We start from the raw sequence: 22,702 nt of genomic DNA on the forward strand, positions 1-22,702 counted from the left end.
CGCCGTCGCGGTCGTGGGCTGAGGCGCCGTGACCGCTCACCACCCACCGCTGGGCGGGCAGCCCCGGTCCGGCGGGGAGGACGTCCCGCGTCTGCGTGCGGAGGACAGCTCGGCGCTGGTCGACGTGCCCGTCGCGAACCGGGTCGGGTTGCTGCGCAAGCACCTCGTCGCGCTCGCGGTGTCGACCGCGGTGCTGGCCACCGTGCTGTTCGGGCTGCCGCTGGCGCTCGGCGTCGCCCAGTACAACCTCGACAACGAGCGCGCCGAGTTGGAGCGGGCCGCGTCGCGGGTCGCGCTGTCGCTCGCCGACGACCCGGACCGCCTCGTGCCGCCCGTCGGCTCGGGCAGCGACCCCGCCGCGACCATCGGCGTCTACTCCGCGCAGGGGTGGTTGCTGTCCGGTGAGGGGCCTGCCGAGGACGCGCTCGCCCGGCGGGCCGCCGAGTCCGCGCACGTCGCCGACTCCGACGGCATGGTGGTGGCCGTGCCCGTCACCGACGAGGGGAAGGTCACGGCCGTCGTGCGCGCCGCCGCGCCACCCGGTGAGGTGATCGGCCGGACCATGGTCGTCTGGGCGGGTATGCTGGTCAGCGGTGCTTTCGCGATCGCGCTGACGTGGCTCGTCGCCAAGCGGATGGCGGCCAGGCTCGCCCGGCCGCTCGAAGAGCTGTCGGTGCTGGCGCACGACCTCGGTGACGGTGATTTCACCATCCGCCCCGCGCGCAGCAGCGTCGCGGAGATCGACCAGGTCGCCACCGCGCTGGAGTCCACGGCCCGCAGGCTCGGCGAGATCCTGCGCCGGGAGCGGTCGTTCACCTCACGGGCCTCGCACCAGCTGCGCACGCCCGTCGCCGGGCTGCGGCTGCACCTGGAGTCCGCGCTCGACGCCCCCGAGGCCGACCTGAGGCCCGCGCTCCGCACCGGTGTGGAGGCGGCGGACCGGTTGGAGCGGACCATCGACGACCTGCTCGCCCTGACGCGCGCCACGCCCGCCCGGTCGAGGCTGGACCCCGAGGCGCTGCTGACCGACCTGCACCGGACGTGGCGGGACCAGTTCGCGCTGCACGGGCGCACGCTCCGGGTGGAGGTGGCCGGTGCGCCAGGTCCGCTGGCCGCCGAGGCCGCGGTGCGGCAGGTGCTGCACGTGCTGCTGGACAACGCCGTGGTGCACGGCCGGGGCGCGGTGGAGGTGACCGCGCGGGACGCGGCCGGGCTGTTCGCGGTGGACGTCGTGGACGAGGGCGAGGTGCGCGGCGACGATCCCTTCCAGATCCGCGACGGTGAGGGGAACGGGGATGGGGACGAGCGGGGAAGTGGGGACGAGCACGGGAGAAGCGCCGGTGCGCACGGCGGTAGCGGGAACGCGGGCAGTGGAACCCTTGGCGGTGGGAGCACGGGTGGCGGGAGCAAGGACGACGGGGGCACGGGTGGTGGAGGCGCGGCCAGCGGAGGCGCTGGGGACGGGAGCGCTGACAGCGGAACCTCTCGTAGCGGAACCTCGGGCAGCGGAACCCCTGGTAGCGGGAATGCCGGAAGCAGGAGTGCCGGCAGTGGAAGCGCTGGTGGCGGTCATGGCGCGGGCCGCAACGGGACGCGGGTGCACGGCATAGGGCTCCCGCTCGCGCGTGATCTTGCCGAGGCCGAGGGCGGCAGGCTCGTGCTGTCCGACCGCTCCCCGACCAGGTTCACCCTGCTGCTCCCCACCGGTGGCGCCGACCGGCCGGGGTTGTCGGGACCGGCCTGATCGGCCGACCGGATCGGGGGTCACTGGTCGGGGAGGTCGTCCTCGAAGGTCTCGCCCTCCTCGAAGTCGGTGACCGTCGCCGAGATCTCCACGCTGCCCTCGTGCAGCAGGTAGCGGGGGGACCAGAAGGCGACCATCCGGTTGACGCGCGCCGAGTGGTCCACCAGGCGGTTGAACACCGCGCCCAGCCTCGGCAGCGTGTCCCTGCCCGGTAGCACGATCGACACCTCCTCGTGCGCTTCGAGGACGTGGGTGTGGACGTCGGCGGGCAGGGAGTCGGGGGTGATCGGAGTGAGCAGGGGCAGTGCGACGAACAGGTCGTTCCCGTCCGGGTCCATGGTCTTCGCCTTCTGCTCCTGGGTTTCCAGGGCGTGTTGCTTCCACGGCGGTCCGGAGACCTCCGCGCCTGCGTCCACCGCGATCCGGCGGAGTCGGTCAACTGCGGCCGAGACCCGTTCCGCGAGCACGTCCTCGTGCCTGCTTCCCGGCACCATCGTCCGGAGCGCGGTGATCTCGGGGACGGCGTGCTCGCGCACCTGCGGCCAGTCGGAGACGAACACCTCCGCGTCCCGCAGCGCCTCGTCCTCCAGCTTTCGCTTGCGCAGCAACGACTCCCGGTGCTCGGTGAGCAACCCGAGCGCGGTGTCGGGGGCGTCCAGGGCCTGGCGTACGTGCCGGACGCTGAGTCCGGCTCCGCGCAGGGTGCTGATCAGCATGGCTTGTTCGACCTGGACGAAGTCGTACGAGCGGTAACCGGTTCGCTCGTCGACGTGGGCCGGGACCAGCAGGCCCTCGGAGTGGTAGAAGCGCAGGGTTTGGGCGGGGAGCGCGCACATCTCGCTGAACTCGCTGATTGAGAGGAACACCATGTGGCCAGCATGGGCCTTGAGGTAACTGCAAGGTCAAACACGACCTTTGCGCCGGGGCGGATGGCGTGGATGGGCGTGGATGGGCGGCTAGCACGATGACTGGGCTGACATGGTGGCCGGTGGCCGGTGGCCGGTGGCCGGTGGCCGGTGGCCGGTGGTTGTGGGGAGAGCTGGGGGTGCTCCCGGTGGCTGGTTCGTGGTGAGCGAACCAGCCTGTTCCGGGCGCAGCGATCTACCGGCCGGTCCGGTCAGCTCCTCGCCCACTCCGGCGCGTTCGCCGCCCCCGCTGCCGCCATGTGCTTCAGGACGCCTTCCGGGCGCGGCGGGAGGAGGCCGCCTCGGGAGGTGATCCTCGGGGTCAGGCGGGCCCACGTCGTGTCCGCCAGGTCGGTCGCGCGGTCGGCTCGGCCGCCGAGCAGCAGGCCGGCGCGCTTCACCACCTCGCCGGCCACCAGCACGGTGTCCACGTCGCTCGCCCGCGAGTGCAGCACCACGGTCGCCACCGGGTCGACCACCGGGCGCTGGTGGACCCCGTCCGTCCGCAGCACCAGCACGTCCGCCGCCTTGCCGACCTCCAGCGAACCGGTCACCCCGCCCAGGCCCAGTGCCCGCGCGCCGCCCAGGGTGGCGTGGTGCAGGACGTCGCGCACCGACGGCGTCGGCGTGCCCAGGCCCGTGCTGCCCCCGGTCTCCAGGACGCGCTGGTGCCGCTGGCCCCTGACCGCCTGCAGGGCCGCGCGCATCCACGCGAACGGGTCCGCCGGGCTGCCCGCCTGGATGTCCGTGCCCAGACCGGTGGGGATGCCCAGTTCGGCGGCCCTCGCCAGCGCGGGGTAGCCAAGGCCCAGCATCACCTCGGTCTCCGGCGTGCTGGACACGGCGGCGCCCGCCTCGGCGAGGAGGGCCAGCTCCCCGTCGGTGGCCGCGTTGGCGTGGGCGTGCACCTGGTCCGCTGCCAGCAGGCCGTCGCGGTGCAGCCAGGTGATCTCGGGCGCGCTGAGCTCGCCCCACAGGGAGCGCGAGTGGACCGTCGAAGGCAGACCGAGTTCGCGGGCCAGGTGGAACTCGGTGCGGGTCCGGGTCCACGGTACCGAGCCGATGTCGTTCACGGCCACCCCCAGGCGGACGCGGGTTGCGGCGTTCTGGGAGGTGAACTCGTTCGCGTGCAGGGCGCGCAGGTCCGCCAGCCGCTGCTCGGCGGTGAACGCCTCCGCGCCCGGCGTCGTGGTCAGGCCGTAGCAGAACAGGGCGCGCACGCCCGACTCCCGCACGGCCCGCAGGCCCTCGCGGGCGTGCTCGGGGGTGTTCACCGCGTGCGCGGCGTCCAGGACGGTGGTGATGCCCGCGTCCAGCGCGGCCACGGCGCCCGCGTACGTCCCGGCGTGCACGTCCCGCGCCTCGTGCGCCCCGGCGTGGTGGGCCCTGACGCCCCAGAAGAAGTCCAGCGCGCTCCAGTCCGCCGTCAGGCCGCGCAGCGACGCCTCCCACAGGTGGTGGTGGGTGTCCACGAAACCCGGCAGCACGAACGCGCCCGTCGCGTCGACCCGCTCGGCGCCCGGCGCCTCCAGGTCGGGGCCGATCGCGGCGATCAGGCCGTCCCGCACGAGCACGTCGGCCCGTGCGAAGCGCCCGTCGCGGGGGTCGCCGGGCAGGACCGAACCGCCCGTGATCAGCAGGTCCGCCAACGGCAGCGGCATGTGCGCCTCCTCAATGTAAAAGCTTTTAACATCAAGTTAGGCGAGTAGGGTCTCGGTCGTCAACCACGGCGGGGAGGGTGCGGTGACCAGGGAGGCCGCGGGCAAGCGCGGGTACCACCACGGCGATCTGCGGCGCGCGGTGATCGACGCCGTGCTCGACCTGGTGTGGGAGCGCGGCGCGCACGGGTTCAGCCTCGCCGAGGCCGCGCGGCGGGCCGGGGTGTCGGTCGCGGCGCCCTACCGGCACTTCGCCGACCGGGAGGCCGTGCTGGCCGCCGCCGCCACGGAGGGGTTCGACGCGCTCGCCGACGTGCTCCTCGCCGCGCAGGGGAACGCGGGGGAGGGGCGGCTGGCCGAGGAGTTCGCGGCTGCCTACGTCGCGTTCGCGCTGGAGTCGCCCGCGCGGTTCACCGTCATGTTCGCCGCCCGGCTCGACAAGCCCAAGTACCCGGACCTCATGACCGCCGCCGACCGCACCGGACCGCCGCTGCGCGCCGCGGTCGAGCACCTGCCCGACCCGGACGGGGCGGTGGCTCGGGTGTGGGCCATCGCGCACGGCGCGGCGACGCTGGCCGTGGAAGGGGTGCTGACCCGGTACCACGCCACCGGTGAGACGGCGGATTCCGTTGTGCGGTCGGCGGTTCGGGACTGGGAGGCGGGGGCGGGCGGTCGGGGCGGGGTGGAGTAGCGCCGGTTCGCGCTGTGCGGCGGGGGAAAACCCGCGACCGCCATCAGCGGCGGTCGCGGGACGGGCTCACCGGGTCGAGATCGTGCGGCGGTCAACCTTGCCGCTCGGGGTGCGCGGGAGCGACTCGGCCAGCTCGACCTTCCTCGGCGCCACGTGCTCCGGCAGCCGCCCGCGCAGCGCCGCCAGCGCCGCCGCCGGGTCGAAGTCGGCGCCGGACGGCACGACGTGCGCCCGCAGGTGCCGATCCTCCGTCGCGCCGCCCGCCAGCACCACGACCGCCGCCGACACCTCCGGCATCGAGTTCGGCAGCGTCTCGATCTCCCCCGGCTCGATCCGGAAACCGCGCAGCTTCACCTGGGTGTCCCGCCTGCCCTGGTACTCCAGCCCGGCGTCGTCGCACACCCGCACCGCGCTGCCGCGCACCGCTCGCCCGATCGACGGCAGCACCGGCCACGACGCCACGTCCTCGGGAAGCTCGTGCCACGTCGACACGTGCGTCTCCGTCGTGCCCCACTGGTTCACCAGGCGGCAGTCCGGGAGCCGGGTGGACAGCGCCCTGATCCGCTCGCTGATCTGCATCTGCTCCGCCGTGGTCAGCACCTCGCGCAACGGGTGCGCCCGCGGCGAGGCGTCCTCGGCGAACAGCGCCAGCGACTGGAGCACCACGAACGGCAGGAACAGCCGGTTGACCCGCTCGCGCTCCACCAGGTCCCACAGCAGCTGCGGTTCGAGCCGCTCGTCCTCGTCGCAGCACACCAGCGCGCCGCCCTCGCCGAGCGCGGTGAACACCTCCTGGAGCACCACGTCGAACGAGGCGGGCGCGAACTGGAGCGCCCGGTCGCCCTCGCCGCACCGGCTGACCTCGATCTGCCAGGCGACCGGGTTCTCCAGGTTGTGGTGCTCGTGCAGCACGCCCTTCGGCAGCCCGGTGGAACCGGAGGTGTAGACGACGTACGCCAGGTCCAGGCCCTCCGCGCCGGTCGGCTCGGCGGCGTCCGCCACGCGGGCGAACACCACGTCGCCCAGTTCGTCCACAACGGACAGGCCGGCGAAGCGGCCGACCGGTCCCCGGTGGCCGATCACCAGGCCCACACCTGTGTTGTCGCGCATGTAGACCAGCCGGTCCGCCGGGTACGACACGTCCAGCGGCACCGCCACCGCGCCCGCGCGCAGCACCGCCAGGATCGCCACCACCAGGTCGGCGGAGCGCTCCAGGTGCAGCCCGACCCGGCCGCCCGAGGCACCCAGCGCCACCAGCCGCCCGGCCACCGCCTCGGTCTCGTCCCACAGCTCCCGGTAGGTCAGCACCCGGCCCTCCGCGCGGACGGCCTCGGCGTGCGGGTGCCGCGCCACCCGCTCGGCGACGCGCGCCAGCACGGGCGGGAGCGCGGTGGGCGGTGCGGTGTCCAGCGGTGCGGCCATCGGCTTCCTCACTTGTGCCGACCGGTGTCGGGCACCGGGCTCAGGATGATGCGGTGCGGGCGCTCGGCCCGCAGGGCGGTCAACGGGGTCGACCAGTGCGCGGTCACCGGGCCCGTGGACGAGGTGGAGGAGTTGCGGGCCCGGTTGGGCGGGCTCGGCGTGGACGACCGCGTGCTGAGGATCAGCGCCGCCGCGCACTCCAGCCTGGTCGATCCGGTGGTGGACGAGTAGACGGCGCGGGTGCGTCGGGTTCGGCTCGCCGCGCCGGAAATCACCTGGATCAGTGATAGGACGGGGCGTCCCGTTTCGGTGAGCGAGGCCACGGATCCGGTATTCTGGGGGCGGCACCTGCGGGATGCGGTTCGTTTTGCCGATGCGCTAGGCACGCTGCTCACGGGCGGCGATGCCCTGCTTGAGCTCGGGCCAGGGCGCACCCTGGGCGGACTGGCACGCAGGCACCCCGCCTTCGTCCCGCACCGGCCGGTCGTCCGGTCGCTCCCGCACGCCGCCGATGGCTTCGGCGGTGAGGTCGAGTTCCTGCGCGCCACCGGGGCCCTGCGGGCGGCGGGGGTCGACGTCGACTGGAGCGCGGTCCACCACGACCGCGCGCGCCGCAAGGTCCCGCTGCCCGGCTACCCGTACCAGCGCGCCCGCTACCGGCTCGACGAGCCGCTGCCCGGCGAGCGCGGGGTGAGTGGCGAGCCTGGGGAACGTGGTGAGTGCGGGGCAAGCGGTGGTCCTGGGTGGCTGGCGAACCTCAGGGGAGTGGCGGGCGCGGGAGGGGCGATGGCGCGCTGAGGGTGGCTGCCGTGCGGGAGACCGGTGGTGGGCAGCAGCCTGCCGTGGAGCCGGGTGACGGTGGTGCGCGAGCGCTGGGCGCGGTCGAGCTGGGCCTGGCCGAGGCTGGGGCGGGTCTGGGTGGTGCGCGGGCTGGTTCCGGTTGCCGGGCTGGCGTTGGTGAGCGGGTCGGTGTTGGTGGCCGGACCGGCGATGGTGCGCGGGCTGAGGGCTGTGAGCAGGTCGGTTGCGGCGCGTGGGGTGGCTTCAGTGGTCGGGGGCTGCTTGGGGCGGAGACCGAGGAGTTGGTCGCCGAGATGTTCGGGGAGGTTCTTGGGGTTTCCGGGCTTGGGGGCGGGGATGACTTCTTCGCGCTCGGGGGTGACTCGTTGATCGCGTTGCGCGTGGTGCGCAGGTTGCGGCCTGAGTTCGGGGAGGACCTGTCCGCGCGGGTGGTGTTCCAGGCTTCGACCGTTGCCGGGCTTGCTGCTCTGCTCGACGAGCGGGGGCTTCGGTGAGTGGGTGGGTGTTGCGGCGGAAGGCTCGGGTGGGGTGCCTCGGGTGTTCTGCTTTCCGCACAGCGGTGGGTCCGCCGGCGAGTTCCTCGGGTGGACCAGCCAGTTGCCTGACGTGGAGGTGTGGGCGGTTCAGCCGCCTGCTCGGGGTGGGCGGTTGGACGAGCCGGGGATCACCGGCATGGGGGAGTTCGTGGACTCCCTGATCGCGTCGGTGGACTTCGGGGGTGGTGCGCCGTTCGCGTTTTTTGGGCACAGCCTTGGCGCGTACACGGCTTACGAGACCGCTCGTGCGCTTCGCGACCGGGGGTTGCCTGGGCCGTTCGGGTTGTGGGTCTCGGCGTTGCGGGCGCCGCACTTGCACGAGCGTGAACCCAGATCTGAGCGTGTTGCCAGACGATGAGCTGGTCGCCGCTGTCGAGCGTGAGCGCGGGCCGCTGCCCGCCGAGTTCGCCGAGTTCGCCGAAGAGCCTGAGCTGCTGGAGTTCCTGCTTCCCGCGTTGCGCGCTGATCTCGCCGTGCTCAGCGGTTACCGGGCCTCCGGGGCACCGCTGGACGTGCCCATCGAGGTCTTCGGCGGGCGTGACGACAGCGAACCGCTCGCGGCGCTGGAGGCGTGGCGCCTGCACACCACCGGGCCCTGCCGCACCTCCCTGTTCGCGGGTGGCCACTTCTACTTTTGGGAGTGCACCGAACGTCTACCGGGGCTCGGTCCGCTGGGACCTGCTCGCTGACTTCCCCGAGCAGGACCCGGTCGACCGCGCCACCGGTGACGAGGTCGTGGCGCGTGCGGAGGAGTTGCTGCGCGCGCTGGTCGACCCCGACGAGGTCGACGCCACGGGCTCGCTGCGGGACGGGCTCCTGAAGGAGTTGCGCGGCAACGGGTTGCTCGGGTTGAGCGTGGAACCGGCGCTCGGTGGGCTCGGGCTGTCCCGGCTCAACACGTGCCGGGTCGTCCAGGCCGCCGCGTCCTGGACCATGCCGGTCGTGTTCAGCCTCGCCATCAACAACGGGTTCGGCTCGCACACCTGCCTGCCCGCGCTGCCACCCGGTCCGCAGCGCGACGTGATCGCCGAGCGCGCGGTCGGCGGGTACCGGATCACCGGTGAGAAGGTGGTCATCGGCAACGGATCGGTCGCCGAGCTGCTCGATGTGTCGGCCACCGTCGTCGCCGCCGGCGGCTCTGAATCGGTGCGGTTGCGCTTCGTGGACACCGGGAGCCCCGGGGTCGCGGTCGTCGGGCGGCACGAGTTCAGGGGTTGCGCGGGTCGGCCATCGCCGCGCTGCGGTTCGACGGGGTGTTCGTGCCCGAGGCCAACGCCATGCCCGAGCTGTCCGACGGGTGGCGGATGCGGCCCTCCGGGGACGTCGCCGGGCCCGGCGAACTGGCCGATCTCGGTGAGCTGGCGCGTTCGGGCGGCACCTGGTGGTCGCGCCCGCGTCCCTGGCCGTCACCTCCGCCGCACGCGGGTGGGCCGAGGTGTTCGCGGCGCGGCTCAGGATCGACGGGCGAATCCTCGGGGAGCACGAGGAGGTGCGCAGGCTCCGTGCGGAGCTGGCGGCCGAGGAGTACCTGGCCGAGAGCGCGCACCTGTGGTGCCTGCTGGGCGCCGACCGCTCCGACATCCGGCCCGACCTGACCGCCACCAAGAACACCACCTCGCTCGCCGCGTGGCGGGCGGTCGACCGGACCATGGCCCTCTACGGGGCCGAGGGGGACGAGACCGCGCGGGGCAAGGCCGCTCGCGGGGTACCGGCGGTGCCGGTGGAGCGGTGCTTCCGGGACGCGCGGGCGCTGCGGGTGGCCGGTGGCGTCGACTTCATGCTCGACATCTGGTCCGCCAGGGCGAACCTCGGGGTCGACGCGGCCGTCGGCGGTGGCAGGCCCCCGGTGCGGACGGGCGGTTCGTCGCGGAGCGGGTCGCCGAGCTGGGGGCCTGGTGCCGGGAGGCCGCCGCGGGCGACCTCGGCGAGCGGCAGCGGCTGGTCGGGCTGCTCGGGCGGGGCGCGCGGGAGCTGCACGGCGCGGCGTGCGCGGTGGCCAGGGCGGCCGGGCGGGACGACGAGGTGGCGCACGCGGCCGTGACCTCGGTCCGGCACCGGATCGCCGCGCTGTGGTCGGAGCGGGAGAGCGAGCGGGAGGCGTGATGTCGGTGGAGGAACTGGCCCGGCTGGTCGCGGGCGTGTGGGCGGAACTGCTCGGCGTGGAGGTCGGCGTCGACGACGACTTCTACGGGGTGGGCGGGCATTCGCTGATCGCGGTGCGCACGGCGGCGCGGTTGCGCGCGGAACTCGGGTTGCGGGTGCCGGTTCGGGTGATCATGGAGAACCCGACGCCGAACGCCCTCGCCGCGCTGCTCGCCGATGCGGTCGCCTCGGCGGCGCGGTGGCCGCCCCCGGTCCCCTTTCGGACGGTGAGCGGATGGTCACTTATGGAACAAAGTGGCACCACCGTGTTGATCCAGTCCGGGATGTTGAAACACTGACGCCTACTCACGTGCTGGACGACCTGCCTTGACCTGGGCGGGTGCCTGCTGTCGGGGAGGGCTTCATGAGCTGGTGGAGGCGTTTGCTGGGAATCCGGGAAAAGACCCAGGACGGGCAGCACCTGCCTGCGGTACCGGAAGCTCAGAAGACGGAGAACGAGTCCGAGAAGGCGGACGCGCCTGGCGCGCCCGCCGTGAGTGCTGTGAGTGAGGAGAAGGCGTTCGGCGGCACCGGGGAACCGGCGGCGCCGAACAACGAGGGGTGGAAGTCCGAAGCCCCTGGGATCGACGTTCCGAAGGCCGCCGAATCCACGCCGGTGGTCGTGGAGAGCGCTGCGGTCGTGGAGGACGCGGGCAAGACCGGGGGGGAATCGGCGGACGCCGTGAAGCCCTCGGTGACGCCTGCGGCTCCCGAGGCCGTGGTCGAGGTCGTCGAGCCGGAGGCGGTCAAGGTCGACCCGCCGAAGGCTGACGTGCCTGCGGTGGTGACGCCCGAGGTGGTGAAGCCTGAGGTCGTGACGCCTGAGGTTCAGGCACCTGTGGTTGAGACGCCTGTGGTTGAGGCGCCGAAGGCCGAGGTGCCCGAGGTCGTCGTGCCGAAGGCGGAAGCGCCCAAGGTCGAGGTGCCCGAGGTCGTGGCGCCGAAGGCCGAGGTGCCCGAGGTCGTGGCGCCGAAGGTGGAAGCGCCCAAGGCGGTCGCTCCGGTGGCCGAGGTGTCCGAGGTCGTGGCTCCTGAGGTCGAGGAGCCCAAGACCGTGGAGCCCAAGACCGAGGTTGCTGAGCCTGCGGTCGTCGAGCCCGAGGTCGTCGCGGTCGTCGAGCCGGTCGTCGAGAAGCCCGCCGAGGTCGTGGCCCCCGTGGTCGAGGTCCCGAAGGTCGAGGCCCCCGTGGTCGAGGTCCCGGAGCCCGTGGTCGCCAAGCCCGAGGCCCCGGAGCCCGAGGTCGTCGAGAAGGACGTCGAGAGCAGGAGCGCGGTGGCCGGTTGGCCCGTCGCGCAGCAGGTCGAGGCCGAGGTCGTCGTCGTGGACGCGCCCGCGGCCGAGGCCCTGCCCGAGACGCCCGCCGAGCCGGTCGTGGAGGCGGAGGCCGTCGCGCCCGAGCCCACCGTGGTCCCGGAACCGCAGGCGGCGGTGGCTCCGGGGTCCGTCAGCGCCCTCAAGGGCTGGCGGGTCGCGGTCGACGGGAGCGGGGACGAGGTCGTCGCGCTCGCGGCGCTCGTCGCCGCGCACGGCGGCGCGGTCGCCAAGCGGATCACCCCGACCGTGCGGTTCATGATCGCCGAGAACCCGGATGCCGCCAGCGCGCCGCTGCGCCAGGTCCGGGACCTCGGCATCCAGATCCTCACGACGGCGCAGGCCCGCGAGCGCATCGAGCAGGCGGTCAACCCGCAGGCCGCGAGCGCCGCGAAGCCCGTGACGTCCGGCTGGCCGACGCTGGCCGCCGCCGTGGAGCTGCCGCGCGGTCAGGAGCTGCTCGACGCGTGGGAGCCCGCGCGCGACGCGGCCTCGCCGACCGCGGAGGAGGCCGTCGAGCTGGGGTCCGCCCTGCGCAAGGCCCTCACCGCGTACGGCAGCCCGGTCCCGGCCGCGATCACCGACCTCGACCGGCTGGCCAAGGCCGCCGGGCAGGTCCGCGACCGGTTCTTCGCCGACTGGCTCCCGGTGCTCAACGAGCACCGCACGGCCAAGCGCGACGACGAGGCCCTGGAGCTGCTCCTGGTCGTCGTCGAGGCGGCCGAGCGGCACGCGGCCGTGGCGGGCACCGCGCCCGTCCCGGTGTACACCGAGCGCGCGGCCGTGATCCTGCGGCGGCGCAAGGACTACGCGACCGAGGTCGAGCTGCTGGAGCGCTGGGTCCGGGCCAACCCGGAGCCGGTGCCCGCGACCGACAAGCTGGCCCAGCGCCTCGAGTCGGTCCGCAAGCTCCAGAGCAAGGGCAGGTGACCGGAGCGCGGGCGTCGCGGCACCTCGCCGCGGCGCCCGCGCCCCGTCAGACCTGGAGCCCGGTCGGCGCCCGCTCGTCCGCGCACTGCTCCGGCACGAGCACCGCCGACAGGTCCGCCACCCCGCCGAACGCCCCCAGCACGCGCAGGTTCCGCACGTCCGCGCGCGCGTGCGGCAGCAGCGGCCTGCGGTGCCGCAGCGGCACCACCACCGCCTCGTCCAGCACCAACCGCTGCGCCTCCCGCGCCGCCGCGTCCGCCCGCTCCGGGTCGTCCTGCGCGGCCAGCGCCGCCTCGACCAGCGCGTCCGCCCTCGCCAGCCCGTGCCCGCCGGGGTTCGCGACCCCCGTCGAGTGGCACAGCGGCAGCAGGAACGCCCGCGCGTTGCCCCGCGCCCAGTCCGGCAGCCACGTGCCCAGCAGCAGGTCCCACTCCCCGGCCTCGGCCCGCGACCGGTCGGCCAGCAGCGCCGCGTGCTCGGCCTGCGGCAGCGCGCGGGCCAGCACGTCCAGGCCCGCCGCCATCAGCTCGGCCGCCACCGCGACCGCCGTGTCGTAGCCCTCCGGCGTGTCCGGGTGGATCATCGTCAGGGTCAGCGGAGGCGGGAGGAGCAGCGGGCCGCGCTCCGGTGGGGCCGCGTCGTCGGGCAGGGCCCCGGCGTCGGGCGGGACCAGCCAGTGCGCGCCCCGCCGCACCGCGCCCGCCACGGCCGCGCGCACCACCCGGTCCCGCAGCGGACCGCGCGGGTTCAGCGCCAGGTAGTCCACGCCCAGCAGCGGCGAGCGCTCGTCCCTGCCGACCACGCGCTCGCCGGTCAGGTCCAGGTGCGGGTCGTCGTCCAGCTCGCTGACCAGCACCGATCCGGGCACGCGGGCGCGCACCGGGTCGCTGTCCGCGCGCCAGGCCGGGTTGTGCTCCAGCCGCACCGCGTCACCCGCGACCAGCGCCACCCGGTACGGGCCGGTGCTGCGCAGGTTGTGGCGGGCCTCGCGGCTGTCGGGCAGGAACGCGTCGTACTCGGCGGGCGCGGGGGCGGCGCACGGCAGGGCCAGCAGGTCCGCGAACTCGGCGGCCGGGTGCAGCAGCTCCACGAGCACGGTCCGCTCGTCCAGGGCCCGCACGCCCGCGATGTCGTGCGCTGCGGCGTGCTCGGCCAGGTCGGCGGCGGTGCGCAGGGTGGTGGGGTGGCCGTCGCGGTAGGCGGCCATGCCCCGGATCGTGCTCAGGAAGTAGGGCAGCGCGGTCGAGGTGTGGTGCGGCGCGCACAGCCGCTTCAGGCCGCGCACCACGTCGTGCGCGGTCACCGCCCGCGCGGGGGAGGTGTCCCAGCGGACGTCGGCGCGCAGCCTGATCAGGTGCGCGGTCGGGCCGACCCGCTCGACGGACTCGGCCAGGTCCGGCACCGGCGCGCTGGACCCGTTCGGGTAGGCGAACAACCCGCGCGTGTGCAGCAGGGTCACCGGGAGCAGCGGGTGCCGGTGCGAGGCCACCGGTTCCGGCAGCTGCGGGAGCGCGCGCAGGCGCAGCACGCCTCCGAGGTGGGGCTGGGCCATCTGACGCGGTCCTCCCGCTGGATCGACTTCCTCGGAACCGTCCCGATTCGTCACGGCGGCGAACGTAGCACGGTGCGCGGGATTGTCCGGCCCGCCTTTCCGCGCGGCGCGGCGCGCGGTCGGAAGCAACGCTGCCACCTGCGGCGGAAAGGGCGAAGGGGGATGCGGTGAATGCCCATCCCTCGGGTGTCGGGTGGTTTTTCCGGCACCGCCGAGACGTGGACTAAATACTTCCAACGGGCTATTCGATCCCGCTTTCGGGTATTACTTGCTGTCACTATCCGGAGTGGTATCCGCCCGCTATGGGACCGCGCGCCCGCGTGCCGTGGTGCGAACGACCGACGTGGGCTGTCGGACCCCGCCGCTAGCGTCCGATGCGGACGGACCGGGAACCGTCCGACGTGGACGGCGTCCAACCCGGCGTCGAGCGCGAACCACCCGACCGGGTGACCGGCCGAACGCCCGGAATTGTCGGACCCCGTCCCTAGCGTCGGCCTCGACGTGCAGGACCGTCCGGAGAGGAACACCGAGGTGCCGCAGGAGAACGCAGGGGCAGCAGCGCGCGAGTGGCCCGACGAGGAGGCGTTCGCGCCGGGCAGGCTGGCGCGCTCGCACCACCCCCGCCACGACCAGGAGCCGCCCCGCTACCAGTCGCCGCCCGAGGCGGGGGGCGTGCTGGCGAGCCTGGTCGCGCGGCACCCGGACGTGCTCGCGAAGGCGCTCGCGCACTCGCGGTCCGACCCGGAGCTGGTGGCCTCGGCCCGGCGGCACCGCGACGGCCCGCCCGACCCGCTGGGCGCGGCCGTGCTGCTGGAGGTGCTCGCCGTGAACACCCCGCACCACCAGCGCGAGGTGCTCCGGCTCGTCGCCGCCGAGTGGGTGGTGGAGCACGGGGTGGAGTTCGCGGCCCAGGCGGTCGTGGAGCTGGCCGAGGTGAGCGCCGAGCGGGTCGAGCGCTCGCTGGAGGGGCAGCTGCGGGTGGTGCGCCGGAGCGCGCCGGGCCGGTTCTCCTTCTACTGGCACGGCCTGCAGTGCGCCACCGAGGTCAGGCGCGCGCTCGCCCCGGCCGGGGACGAGGACTACGCGCGGGTCGTCGCCTTGCTGGACGGGACACGCTCGCGCGGTCCGAAGGCCGGGGTCCTCGCCTCGTTCCTCGCGCCGACCGAGACGCGCTGGCTGGACGAGCTGCTGGCCGCGGGCGTCGCGCAGCGGGCGGACACCGTGGAGTCCGCGATGCTGCTCAGCTCCGCGAGCACGCGCGCGCAGGCCGAGCGGGTGCTCGCGGACGCGGGCACGTGGGGGCTGCACCGCGACCCCAGGGTCGCCGCGACCCTGCTGCGCACCCTCGGGCCGGAGGCGGCGGGCACGTTCGTCGCCGCGTTCGACCGCGCCGACGCCGACATGACCCGCAAGCTCGCCGGGTACCTGGTCGCGATCCCCACCGACGAGGCGCTGCGCGCGCTGGTCGAGCGGGCCGAGGACCGGCGGGTGCGGCCACTGCTCCAGGAGGCCGTGCGCGCCTACCCGCGCCGCGCCGCCAGGCTGCTCGCCGAGGCCCTGGCAGGGGGCGGCAAGTCCGTCGACGCCCTGCTGCGCTCGCACCTGACGGCGTTCCCGGAGTTGGCCGAGGAGGTGCTGCCGGGGCTGCCCGACGACCAGCGGGCCGCCGCCGAGGCGCTGCTGGTCCCCGCCGGGCCGGCGCTGCCGCAGGCCCCGCCCGAGCTGCTGCCCGAGGTGCTGACCAGCCCGCCGTGGACCAGACCCCGGCCCAAGGCCCCGCCCGCGCTGACCGACCTGGCCCCGGCGGGGGAGTCCGCGCTGGTGTGGAAGCCCGGCGAGGAGCGCGAGTGGGCGGCCGAGAGCGACCACAACGTGCCGTACCACCGGACCGTCGACTGGGACGAGGAGCTGCGGCGCGGGCTCCAGCGCGTCGGCACGATCTCCTACATGTCCCTGCTGCACGCGCCGGTGGAGGTGGCGCTGCCGCTGCTGGGGGTGTTCGTGCCCAAGCACAACTGGAACATCCACTCGTGGGGGCGGGCGCTCATCGCCCGGTTCGGGCTGCGCGCGCTGGACCGGCTGCTGCTCGCCCCGGTCAACGCCGACGTGCTGCGGGTGTTCGCGCCGGTGCTCGACCAGCGGGTGGCCGACCTGATGGCCGACGCGCTCGGCAAGAAGAAGCTGCGCTGGCAGGGGTTGGCGTGGCTGGCCAGGCACGGGGCGGCGGCCCTGCCGTTCCTGCTGCCCGCGGCGCTCGGCAAGGCGGGCAGGGCGCGGAGCGCGGCGCGGGACGCGGTGGCGGTCGTCGCCGAGGCCGAGGGGCGGGACGTGGTGGTCGAGGCTGCCCGCGCGCACTGGGGCGACCGGGCCGCCGAGGTGACCGCGCTGGTGCTGCGGATCGACCTGCTGACCGTGCTGCCGTCGAAGCTGCCCGCGCACCCGGCGTGGCTGGACGTGGCGACCCTGCCCGGCATCCGGGTGCGCGGCCACGACCTGGCGCTGCCCCCTGGGTCGGCGGCCGACGTGGTCACGATGCTCACGCTGTGCTCGGCGGGGGAGCCGTACGCGGGGCTCGCGCAGGTCCGCGAGGCGTGCGACGGGAGGTCGCTGGCCGAGTTCGGCTGGGAGGTGTTCGACCGCTGGCGGCAGGCCGCGCTGCCGCCCAAGGACGGCTGGGCGCTGGCCGCGCTCGGCGCGGTCGGGGACGACGAGGTGGTGCGGCGGCTGTCACCGCTGGTCAGGGCGTGGCCGGGGGAGGGCGGGCACACGCGCGCCGTGGCCGGGCTGGACGTGCTGGCCGACATCGGCACGGACGTGGCGCTCACCCACCTCAACGGCATCGCCGACAAGGCCCGGTTCGCCGGGTTGAAGAAGCGGGCCCGCGAGAAGATCGCGCAGGTCGCGGACAAGCTCGACCTGACCCCCGAGCAGCTGGCCGACCGGGTCGTGCCGCACTTCGACCTGTCCGGGTCCGAGGCGCTGGTGCTCGACTACGGGCCGCGCCGGTTCCTGGTCGGCTTCGACGAGCAGCTGCGGCCGACCGTGGCCGACGAGGACGGGGCCCGCCGCAAGGCGCTGCCCAAGCCGGGCGCGAAGGACGACGCGGAGCTGGCGCAGGCGGCGTGGGCGCGGTTCGCGGCGCTGAAGAAGGACCTGCGGGTGATCGCGGGCGACCAGGTGCGCAGGCTGGAGCGGGCCATGGTCGGCGGGCGCGCGTGGGGCGCGGACGAGTTCACCCGGTTCCTGGTGGGGCACCCGGTGCTGGTGCACCTGGTGCGCAGGCTGGTGTGGGTGGCCGTCGACGGGCAGGTGACCAGGTCGTTCCGGGTGGCCGAGGACACCACCCTGTCCGGTCCCGCCGACGAGCCGTTCGAGCTGGCGGACGGCGAGCACGTGCTGGTGGCGCACCCGCTGCGCCTGGGCGAGGACCTGGCGGCCTGGTCGGAGCTGTTCGCGGACTACGAGATCCTGCAGCCGTTCCCCCAGCTCTCCCGCCCGGCCCACCGGCTGTCGGAGGAGGAGCGCGCGGACACGAGACTGCGGCGGTTCGAGGGCGCGAAGCTGCCGGTGCGCGAGGTGCTGTCCCTGCTGTCACGGGGCTGGCAGCGCACCGAACCGCTGGACGGGGGCGTGGAACCGGGGCTGGCGAAGCCGGTGCCGGGCGGTCGGTACGCGGTGGTGACCCTGGATCCGGGGCTGGTCGCGGGGGACCTGGACGCGATCGGCGACGAGCAGGAGCTGAGCGAGATCTTCCTGTCCGACGAGGCCCGCGGGTACCGGTGGGGACGGGAGCGGCAGCTGGGGCTGGGGGAGCTGGACGTGATCAGCGCGAGCGAGCTGGTGGAGGACTTCGTGGCGCTGACGGGGAGGGCGGGTGGGTGATGGGCGCGGGGGCGAGGGCTTGTGCAAGAGCGGCGAGCTGAGCTGGACGGAGGCGCGCTGACCGGGGGCCTCCGGGCGGGGTGGTGACCGGGACGAGCGGGTCGCGGCCACCACGCTCGCTCAGGGGCGGGCCTTGGCCAGGGGCCAGGGTGGGACTCGGAAGGCTGCGTTCAGGGCTCGGGTCAGGACTCGTCCGGGTTCGGCTCCGGGGCCGGCTCCGGGTCCGGGCCCAGGGTGAACCGGACCGTGGTGCCCACGCCCGGTTCCGAGTCGAGGGTCAGGGCGCCCCCGTGCCTGGACACGATGCGTTCCACTATCGCCAGGCCCGCGCCGTGGCCGCCGCCGTAGGCGCCCCTGGGGTGGAGCCTGCGGAACAGGCGGAAGACCTCGCGCTGGAGGGCGGTCGGGATGCCTATGCCGTTGTCCCGCACGTACACCACCCGGTCGCCGGTCAGGCCCACCTCCACGGTGCGGCCCTGCTCCTCCCTGGCGTACTTCGCCGCGTTCACCAGCAGGTTCACCAGGACCTCCTGCAGGCGGTCCGCGTCCGCCGACACCATGGTCCCGGTCGGCGGGAGGCTGATCGACACGGCGCGCTCCTCCAGCCTCGGGCCGGCGATCTCCAGCGCGCGCTCGCAGGCCCCGCGCAGGTCCACCCACACCCGGCGCAGGTCCGCCTGGCCCAGCTGGGCGAAGTGCAGCAGGGAATTGATCAGCTCGTCCATCCGGTGCGCCAGCGCCTGGATCGTGCCCAGCCTGCGCACCGTGACCTCGTCCAGCGCCTCGCCCGCGTCCTCGCCGATGAACGCCGCCGCGTTCGAGATCCCGCGCAGCGGCTCCTTCATCTCGTGCGCCGCGACGTGCGTGAACGTGTCCAGGTCCGCGTTCACCCTGCGCAGCTCGTCGTTCAACCCCGTCAGGTGCGTGGTGTGCCTGAGCGCGACCGTGGTCACCGCGTGGCCGAACTCCACGGCCACCGCCTCGTCCGCCGCCGTCCACGGCAGGCACCTGCCGCGCGCCACCGCCCGGTACACCGCCGACGACCCCCTCGGGGTCAGCCGCTCGCCGTGCGGGCCCAGGCGCACCGGCTCGTCGGGGTTCGTCGCCCACGTCCTGGACGCCCGGCGCTCCCGCCGCGTCCACGCCACCAGCTCGTCCTCGCCGTCCAGCGCCAGCACCAGCGCCCCGCTCAGCTCCTCCGCGCACCACGCCAGCGCCGGGTCGTGCTCCACCAGGCTCTCCACCGCCCACACCTGCCCCGCCCGCAGCGGCGGCAGCGCCGCCCACAGGGCGTCCAGCGCCGCCTGCCCCGGCGGGTGCGGGCTGTCCGGCGCGGGCACCGCCACGCCGTTCAGGCGCAGCACCACCGCGTCCGCCGGGATCAGCTCCGCCAGCAGCGCGCTGCTCTCCAGCACCGACCGGACCACGTCCGCCTCCAGGCCCCCGACCAGCCGGGACAGCGCCGTCCGCGCCCCGTTCCGGCCGTGGGACGCCTGCGCCTCCTGCAGCGCGGCCAGCTGCAGCGACAGCGTCACCCCGAAGAACTCGCACGCCGCCCGCACCTCGGCGCCCAACCTGCGCGGTCGCAGGCCGTGGCAGGCGATCAGGCCCCACAGCTCGCCCTCGTGCAGCAGCGACACCGACATGGACGAGGTCACCCCGATGTTGCGCAGGTACTCCAGGTGGAACGGGGACACCGTGCGCAGCGTCGAGTCCGACAGGTCCAGCGGCTCGCTCGTGCCCGGCAACGCGGGCGGGACCAGCGCGGCCGTCTCGTCGTCCACGTCCTGGATCACCCGGATCCAGTTGCGCTCGTACAACCGCCTCGCCTGCGGCGGGATGTCCGTCGCCGGGAACCACAGCCCCAGCCACGGCTCCAGCTCGTCCGACACCGACTCGGCGATCACCTCTCCCGGCCCGCCCGGACCCTCGAAGCGGTAGGCCACCACCCGGTCGTACCCGGTGAGCGCCCGGATCTCGGCCACCGCCGCCGCGCACACGTCCTCCACCGTGCGGCCGTGCTGCAACCGGGTCAGCGCCGCGCGCACCGCCGGGTAGAAGCGGGAGAACGCGAACGGCCGCTCGCTCGTCGGCGGCTCCAGCTCCAGGACCACGCGCCCGTCGGCCCGGTACACCGTGACGTCGAACTCCCGCCCGCCCTCCGGCACCGCCAGGCTCAGCAGGCCCCGGTCGCCGGTGGGCGCCCCGAGGGTGGCGTCGACCGCGGCCACGCCCTCGGCGCCCACCAGCGCCTCCAGCGCGGACCCGACCAGGTCCCCCGGCTCGCGGCCGATGATCGGCCCGCAGGTGGTGCTGGCCACCTCGATCAGCCCGTCCGCGCCCACGGCCAGCAGCGCGCCGTACGATTGGATGCCGCCCAGCCGGTGGATCGGCTCGTTCAAGCAGACGGACAGGTCGAACGCCGCCCCGGACTCCGCCTCGGCCGCCAGGTCCCGTGCGCCGGGCAGCCACGACGAGGCGGGCTCCTCGGGGGTGTCGCCGCCGCGCGCGCACGCGTCGCCACCTGTTGTCATCGTGTCCCGCCTTCGGGTGTGGTCACGCCGACGCGGGGCGCGTGAACCGATTATCGTGCCGGAACCCTACAGTTGTGCAGCGCCGACGTCGCGGCGCTCGGAAGAGCGGAGAGCCGGTGCCTGCGAACCCGTCGACCCCCTGGTCGACCCGGCTGCACGCGCTGTGGCGGTCGGCGTCGGACGCCATGAGCACCAAGGGGTTCTCCGAGGAGCTGTACTTCGGCCTGCTGTCGCTGCCCGGCGCGTGCGGTCTGATCGGGGCCCGGTTCGGACTGCGCGGCGAGGTGCAGATCGTGCGGTGGGCGGACCACGACGGGCTGGTGACCTCGCCGGTCGGGCTCGCCGAGCAGCTCCTCGCCTGGACCGCCGCGCACCCCGAGCGGCCGACCGAGAGCGTGCTGACGCCCCTGGACGAGCTGCGCGGGCAGTCGGCGGACCTCGCCGACCGGGTCGCGGCGACTGGGGCGACGGGGCTGCTGGTGACCTGGTTCGAGGTGTCCGAGAACGAGTGGGGGCTGCTCGGGCTGGCCGTCTCGACGCCGGACGTGCACGCCGCGCCCGCCGACGCCGTCGGCATCGACATCGTCACCGCCATCCGGCAGGCCACCGACGTGATCGTCGCCGCCGACCACCACATCACCGAGCGCCGCGCCCTCGACGACCAGCAGGCCAGGGATGCGATCCTCGCCGAGGCCTCGCTGCGCATGGACGCCTCGCTCGACATCGAGGACACCCTGCGCGCCGTCGTGCGGATGGCCGTTCCCGGTCTCGCCGACGGGGCCGCGATCCACGCCGAGCGGGACGGGCGGATGGCGCTGATCGCCGTCGCGCACGTCGACGCGCGGCGCGAGCAGCGGCTCGGCGAGCACTTGCGGGCCGGCCGCTGGGCGGGTGGGCCGGTGGTGCTGGGGACCGACAGCTCCTCCTGGGAGGAGGAGACGCGGATGTCCGGGCTGCCCGACGAGGTCGGGCTGGAGCTGATGACCATCAGCGTGCTGCGGGCGCGCGGCAGGGTCGTCGGGATGCTGGCGTTCTTCCACCGGGACGGGGGGCCGCGCCGCCCGCGCGGGGCGTTCCTGCGGGACCTGGCCGGTCGCGCGGCGCTGTCCATCGACAACGCCACCCTGTACGAGCGGCGGCGCCGGGACGCGCTGTCGCTCCAGCAGCACCTGCTGCCGACCGTGCTGCCGGACGTGCCGGGGCTGGAGTTCGCGACCACCTACAACGTCGCCGACCACACCCTGGAGGTCGGCGGCGACTTCTACGGGGCGGTCGACCAGTCCGGCGGGCGGGTCACCGCGCTCATCGGCGACGTGTGCGGCCGTGGCGCGCCCGCCGCCGCGCTGACCGGGCTGGCCAGGCACACCCTGGAGACCGTGCTCGCGGAGGGGCGGTCGGCGCAGCACGCGGTGCGCACCCTCAACGACAAGATGCTGCGCATAGGGGTCACCCGCTTCCTGACCCTGGCCACGGCGACGTTCTGGGCGGCCGAGTCCGGCTTCCGGGTGCGGACCCTGTCGGCCGGTCACCCGCCGACGCTGCTGGTGCGCCGCGACGGCGCCGTGCGGGAGAGCCGCAGCACGGGCAGGCTGGTGGGCGTGCTCCCCGACCTGCGCCTGCGCACCGCCACCGACGTGCTGCGGCCCGGCGACGCGCTGGTGATGTACACCGACGGTCTGATCGAGGCCCGCGACGAGGAGGGGCGGTTCTTCGGGGACACCGACCTGGAGCCCACGCTCAGCAGGCTGCGCGGCCTGCCGCTGCCGGACCTGGCGTCGTCGCTGATCGCGGGCAGCGGCCGGTACCACGTCGGGGACGACGCGGCGGTGCTCGCGATCCGGTGCACCGGGGAGCGGGCGCTGCGGGCCGAGCTGCCGCCCTCGGCGGCGGGGGACGCGGCGCTGGCGGCGCTGCGGGGGCTGCGGGGCGATTCGGCTCCGGCGGAGCTGCCCGAGCGGCTGGTGGCGTTCCTGGCGGAGTGCGCGCTGGAGGGCGTGGGCGCGGTGCGGGTGGCCGTGGACGGCGACGCCGGGTGGGCGCGCGTGGAGATCACTGGGGAAGGGCGCGTGGCGTGGGCCGAGCTGACGGACTGACCGCGCAGCGGCTGCTCCTGGTGGTGGAGGACAGCGAGGAGGACCGGGAGGCGATCGACCGCGCCCTGTCGCGCTCGCACCCCGAGCTGCTGCTGGAGTTCCTGCCGGACGGGGGCGACCTGCTGGCGCGGTTGCGCGACGCGGGGCGGTCGCGGCCGGATTTGATCCTGCTGGACCTGAACATGCCGGGGGTCGACGGGTACCGGCTGCTGGCGGACGTGCGCGCCGACCCGGAGCTGGCGTCGCTGACGGTGGTGGTGTTCACCTCGTCCACGGCCTCGGCGGACATCGACCGGTGCTACGCGGCGGGGGCGGACAGCTACGTGTACAAGCCGGTGAACTTCTCGCTGTTCCGGACCGTGCTGCAGGGCGCGGTGGACTACTGGCAGGACAACCCCAGGTAGGTCGGCTTCGCCCGGTGGGGGTGGGGGTTCACCCTGTCGTGCGAGTGTGCCGGAATTTCCGCTACAGGCGCGATGACTTCAGTGTGGAATAAAACC

At 74.5% G+C, this 22,702-nt stretch carries 18 protein-coding genes and 1 pseudogene; 14 read left to right on the forward strand and 5 right to left on the reverse strand.

Annotated elements, in window-relative coordinates; translation table 11 throughout:
* The first annotated feature begins 28 nt into the window (after positions 1-28).
* Entirely contained in the window at positions 29-1,744 is a 1,716-nt protein-coding gene (locus AMIR_RS14480) for a histidine kinase dimerization/phospho-acceptor domain-containing protein (protein ID WP_015801713.1), read from the forward strand.
* A 20-nt stretch (positions 1,745-1,764) separates the two neighbouring features.
* On the opposite strand, the gene AMIR_RS35685 is transcribed toward AMIR_RS14480, so the two are convergent.
* Entirely contained in the window at positions 1,765-2,613 is an 849-nt protein-coding gene (locus tag AMIR_RS35685; RefSeq protein ID WP_015801714.1) for a MerR family transcriptional regulator, read from the reverse strand.
* Positions 2,614-2,861: 248 nt separating this feature from the next.
* Positions 2,862-4,310, reverse strand: coding sequence for an amidohydrolase family protein (locus tag AMIR_RS14490; protein ID WP_015801715.1), 1,449 nt, complete (start codon positions 4,308-4,310; stop codon positions 2,862-2,864).
* 82 nt (positions 4,311-4,392) lie between these two features.
* Between AMIR_RS14490 and AMIR_RS14495 the strand changes: the two genes are divergently transcribed.
* Positions 4,393-4,998, forward strand: a complete 606-nt coding sequence (locus tag AMIR_RS14495; RefSeq protein WP_015801716.1) for a TetR/AcrR family transcriptional regulator — start codon at positions 4,393-4,395, stop codon at positions 4,996-4,998.
* Positions 4,999-5,064: 66 nt separating this feature from the next.
* Here AMIR_RS14495 and AMIR_RS14500 read toward each other — a convergent pair whose 3' ends face one another.
* The gene (locus AMIR_RS14500) at positions 5,065-6,420 is read right to left on the reverse strand and encodes an AMP-binding protein (RefSeq protein ID WP_015801717.1); all 1,356 of its coding nucleotides are present in this window, start codon (positions 6,418-6,420) and stop codon (positions 5,065-5,067) included.
* Positions 6,421-6,444: 24 nt separating this feature from the next.
* Here AMIR_RS14500 and AMIR_RS14505 point away from each other — a divergent pair, with 24 nt between their 5' ends.
* The 9 genes and pseudogenes from AMIR_RS14505 (at position 6,445) to AMIR_RS14540 (ending at position 12,141) form a co-directional block, all read left to right on the forward strand.
* Positions 6,445-6,651 carry a hypothetical protein gene (locus AMIR_RS14505; protein WP_041836759.1) on the forward strand — a complete coding sequence of 69 codons (207 nt, stop codon included), beginning with the start codon at positions 6,445-6,447 and terminating at the stop codon, positions 6,649-6,651.
* Positions 6,652-6,729: 78 nt separating this feature from the next.
* The gene (locus AMIR_RS14510; protein ID WP_143760731.1) at positions 6,730-7,218 is read left to right on the forward strand and encodes a hypothetical protein; all 489 of its coding nucleotides are present in this window, start codon (positions 6,730-6,732) and stop codon (positions 7,216-7,218) included.
* Between the two features lie 11 nt (positions 7,219-7,229).
* A complete protein-coding gene (locus AMIR_RS14515; protein ID WP_143760732.1) occupies positions 7,230-7,715 on the forward strand; it encodes a phosphopantetheine-binding protein in 486 nt (161 codons plus the stop codon).
* Between the two features lie 43 nt (positions 7,716-7,758).
* Positions 7,759-8,115 carry a thioesterase II family protein gene (locus AMIR_RS43215; protein ID WP_049796835.1) on the forward strand — a complete coding sequence of 119 codons (357 nt, stop codon included), beginning with the start codon at positions 7,759-7,761 and terminating at the stop codon, positions 8,113-8,115.
* A complete protein-coding gene (locus tag AMIR_RS42725; protein WP_049796836.1) occupies positions 8,099-8,446 on the forward strand; it encodes a thioesterase II family protein in 348 nt (115 codons plus the stop codon). The genes AMIR_RS43215 and AMIR_RS42725 overlap by 17 nt, the downstream gene beginning before the upstream one ends.
* 46 nt (positions 8,447-8,492) lie before the next feature.
* A pseudogene (locus AMIR_RS43220) lies at positions 8,493-8,678 on the forward strand (acyl-CoA dehydrogenase family protein); the annotation flags it as partial.
* Between the two features lie 460 nt (positions 8,679-9,138).
* Positions 9,139-9,798, forward strand: coding sequence for an acyl-CoA dehydrogenase family protein (locus tag AMIR_RS40270; protein ID WP_041836763.1), 660 nt, complete (start codon positions 9,139-9,141; stop codon positions 9,796-9,798).
* Positions 9,799-9,859: 61 nt separating this feature from the next.
* Positions 9,860-10,198: a phosphopantetheine-binding protein gene (locus tag AMIR_RS14535; protein WP_084799198.1), complete on the forward strand. Its 339-nt coding sequence runs from the start codon at positions 9,860-9,862 to the stop codon at positions 10,196-10,198.
* 203 nt (positions 10,199-10,401) lie between these two features.
* Positions 10,402-12,141: a hypothetical protein gene (locus AMIR_RS14540; RefSeq protein WP_041836765.1), complete on the forward strand. Its 1,740-nt coding sequence runs from the start codon at positions 10,402-10,404 to the stop codon at positions 12,139-12,141.
* Positions 12,142-12,187: 46 nt separating this feature from the next.
* Here the strand turns inward: AMIR_RS14540 and AMIR_RS14545 are convergent, their stop codons facing one another.
* Complete coding sequence (locus tag AMIR_RS14545; RefSeq protein WP_015801719.1) at positions 12,188-13,693, reverse strand: ABC transporter substrate-binding protein; 1,506 nt, start codon at positions 13,691-13,693, stop codon at positions 12,188-12,190.
* Positions 13,694-14,194: 501 nt separating this feature from the next.
* Here AMIR_RS14545 and AMIR_RS14550 point away from each other — a divergent pair.
* Entirely contained in the window at positions 14,195-17,575 is a 3,381-nt protein-coding gene (locus AMIR_RS14550; RefSeq protein WP_049796837.1) for a DUF4132 domain-containing protein, read from the forward strand.
* A 182-nt stretch (positions 17,576-17,757) separates the two neighbouring features.
* Here the strand turns inward: AMIR_RS14550 and AMIR_RS14555 are convergent, their stop codons facing one another.
* A complete protein-coding gene (locus AMIR_RS14555) occupies positions 17,758-20,109 on the reverse strand; it encodes an ATP-binding protein (protein WP_015801721.1) in 2,352 nt (783 codons plus the stop codon).
* Between the two features lie 116 nt (positions 20,110-20,225).
* Between AMIR_RS14555 and AMIR_RS14560 the strand changes: the two genes are divergently transcribed.
* Both AMIR_RS14560 and AMIR_RS14565 read left to right on the forward strand, forming a co-directional pair.
* A complete protein-coding gene (locus AMIR_RS14560) occupies positions 20,226-22,202 on the forward strand; it encodes a PP2C family protein-serine/threonine phosphatase (RefSeq protein WP_015801722.1) in 1,977 nt (658 codons plus the stop codon).
* Positions 22,181-22,606, forward strand: a complete 426-nt coding sequence (locus AMIR_RS14565; RefSeq protein WP_015801723.1) for a response regulator — start codon at positions 22,181-22,183, stop codon at positions 22,604-22,606. The genes AMIR_RS14560 and AMIR_RS14565 overlap by 22 nt, the downstream gene beginning before the upstream one ends.
* Positions 22,607-22,702: the final 96 nt, after the last annotated feature.

It is taken from the genome of Actinosynnema mirum DSM 43827, assembly GCF_000023245.1.
Classification (GTDB): domain Bacteria; phylum Actinomycetota; class Actinomycetes; order Mycobacteriales; family Pseudonocardiaceae; genus Actinosynnema; species Actinosynnema mirum.

Excerpts from the sequence above, each read along its gene's own strand:
- AMIR_RS14500 (WP_015801717.1), bottom strand. The coding sequence starts at position 6,420 with ATGGCCGCACCGCTGGACACCGCACCGCCCACCGCGCTCCCGCCCGTG.
- AMIR_RS14545 (WP_015801719.1), bottom strand. The coding sequence starts at position 13,693 with ATGGCCCAGCCCCACCTCGGAGGCGTGCTGCGCCTGCGCGCGCTCCCG.
- AMIR_RS14535 (WP_084799198.1), top strand. The coding sequence starts at position 9,860 with ATGTCGGTGGAGGAACTGGCCCGGCTGGTCGCGGGCGTGTGGGCGGAA.
- AMIR_RS14555 (WP_015801721.1), bottom strand. The coding sequence starts at position 20,109 with ATGACAACAGGTGGCGACGCGTGCGCGCGCGGCGGCGACACCCCCGAG.
- AMIR_RS14490 (WP_015801715.1), bottom strand. The coding sequence starts at position 4,310 with ATGCCGCTGCCGTTGGCGGACCTGCTGATCACGGGCGGTTCGGTCCTG.
- AMIR_RS35685 (WP_015801714.1), bottom strand. The coding sequence starts at position 2,613 with ATGGTGTTCCTCTCAATCAGCGAGTTCAGCGAGATGTGCGCGCTCCCC.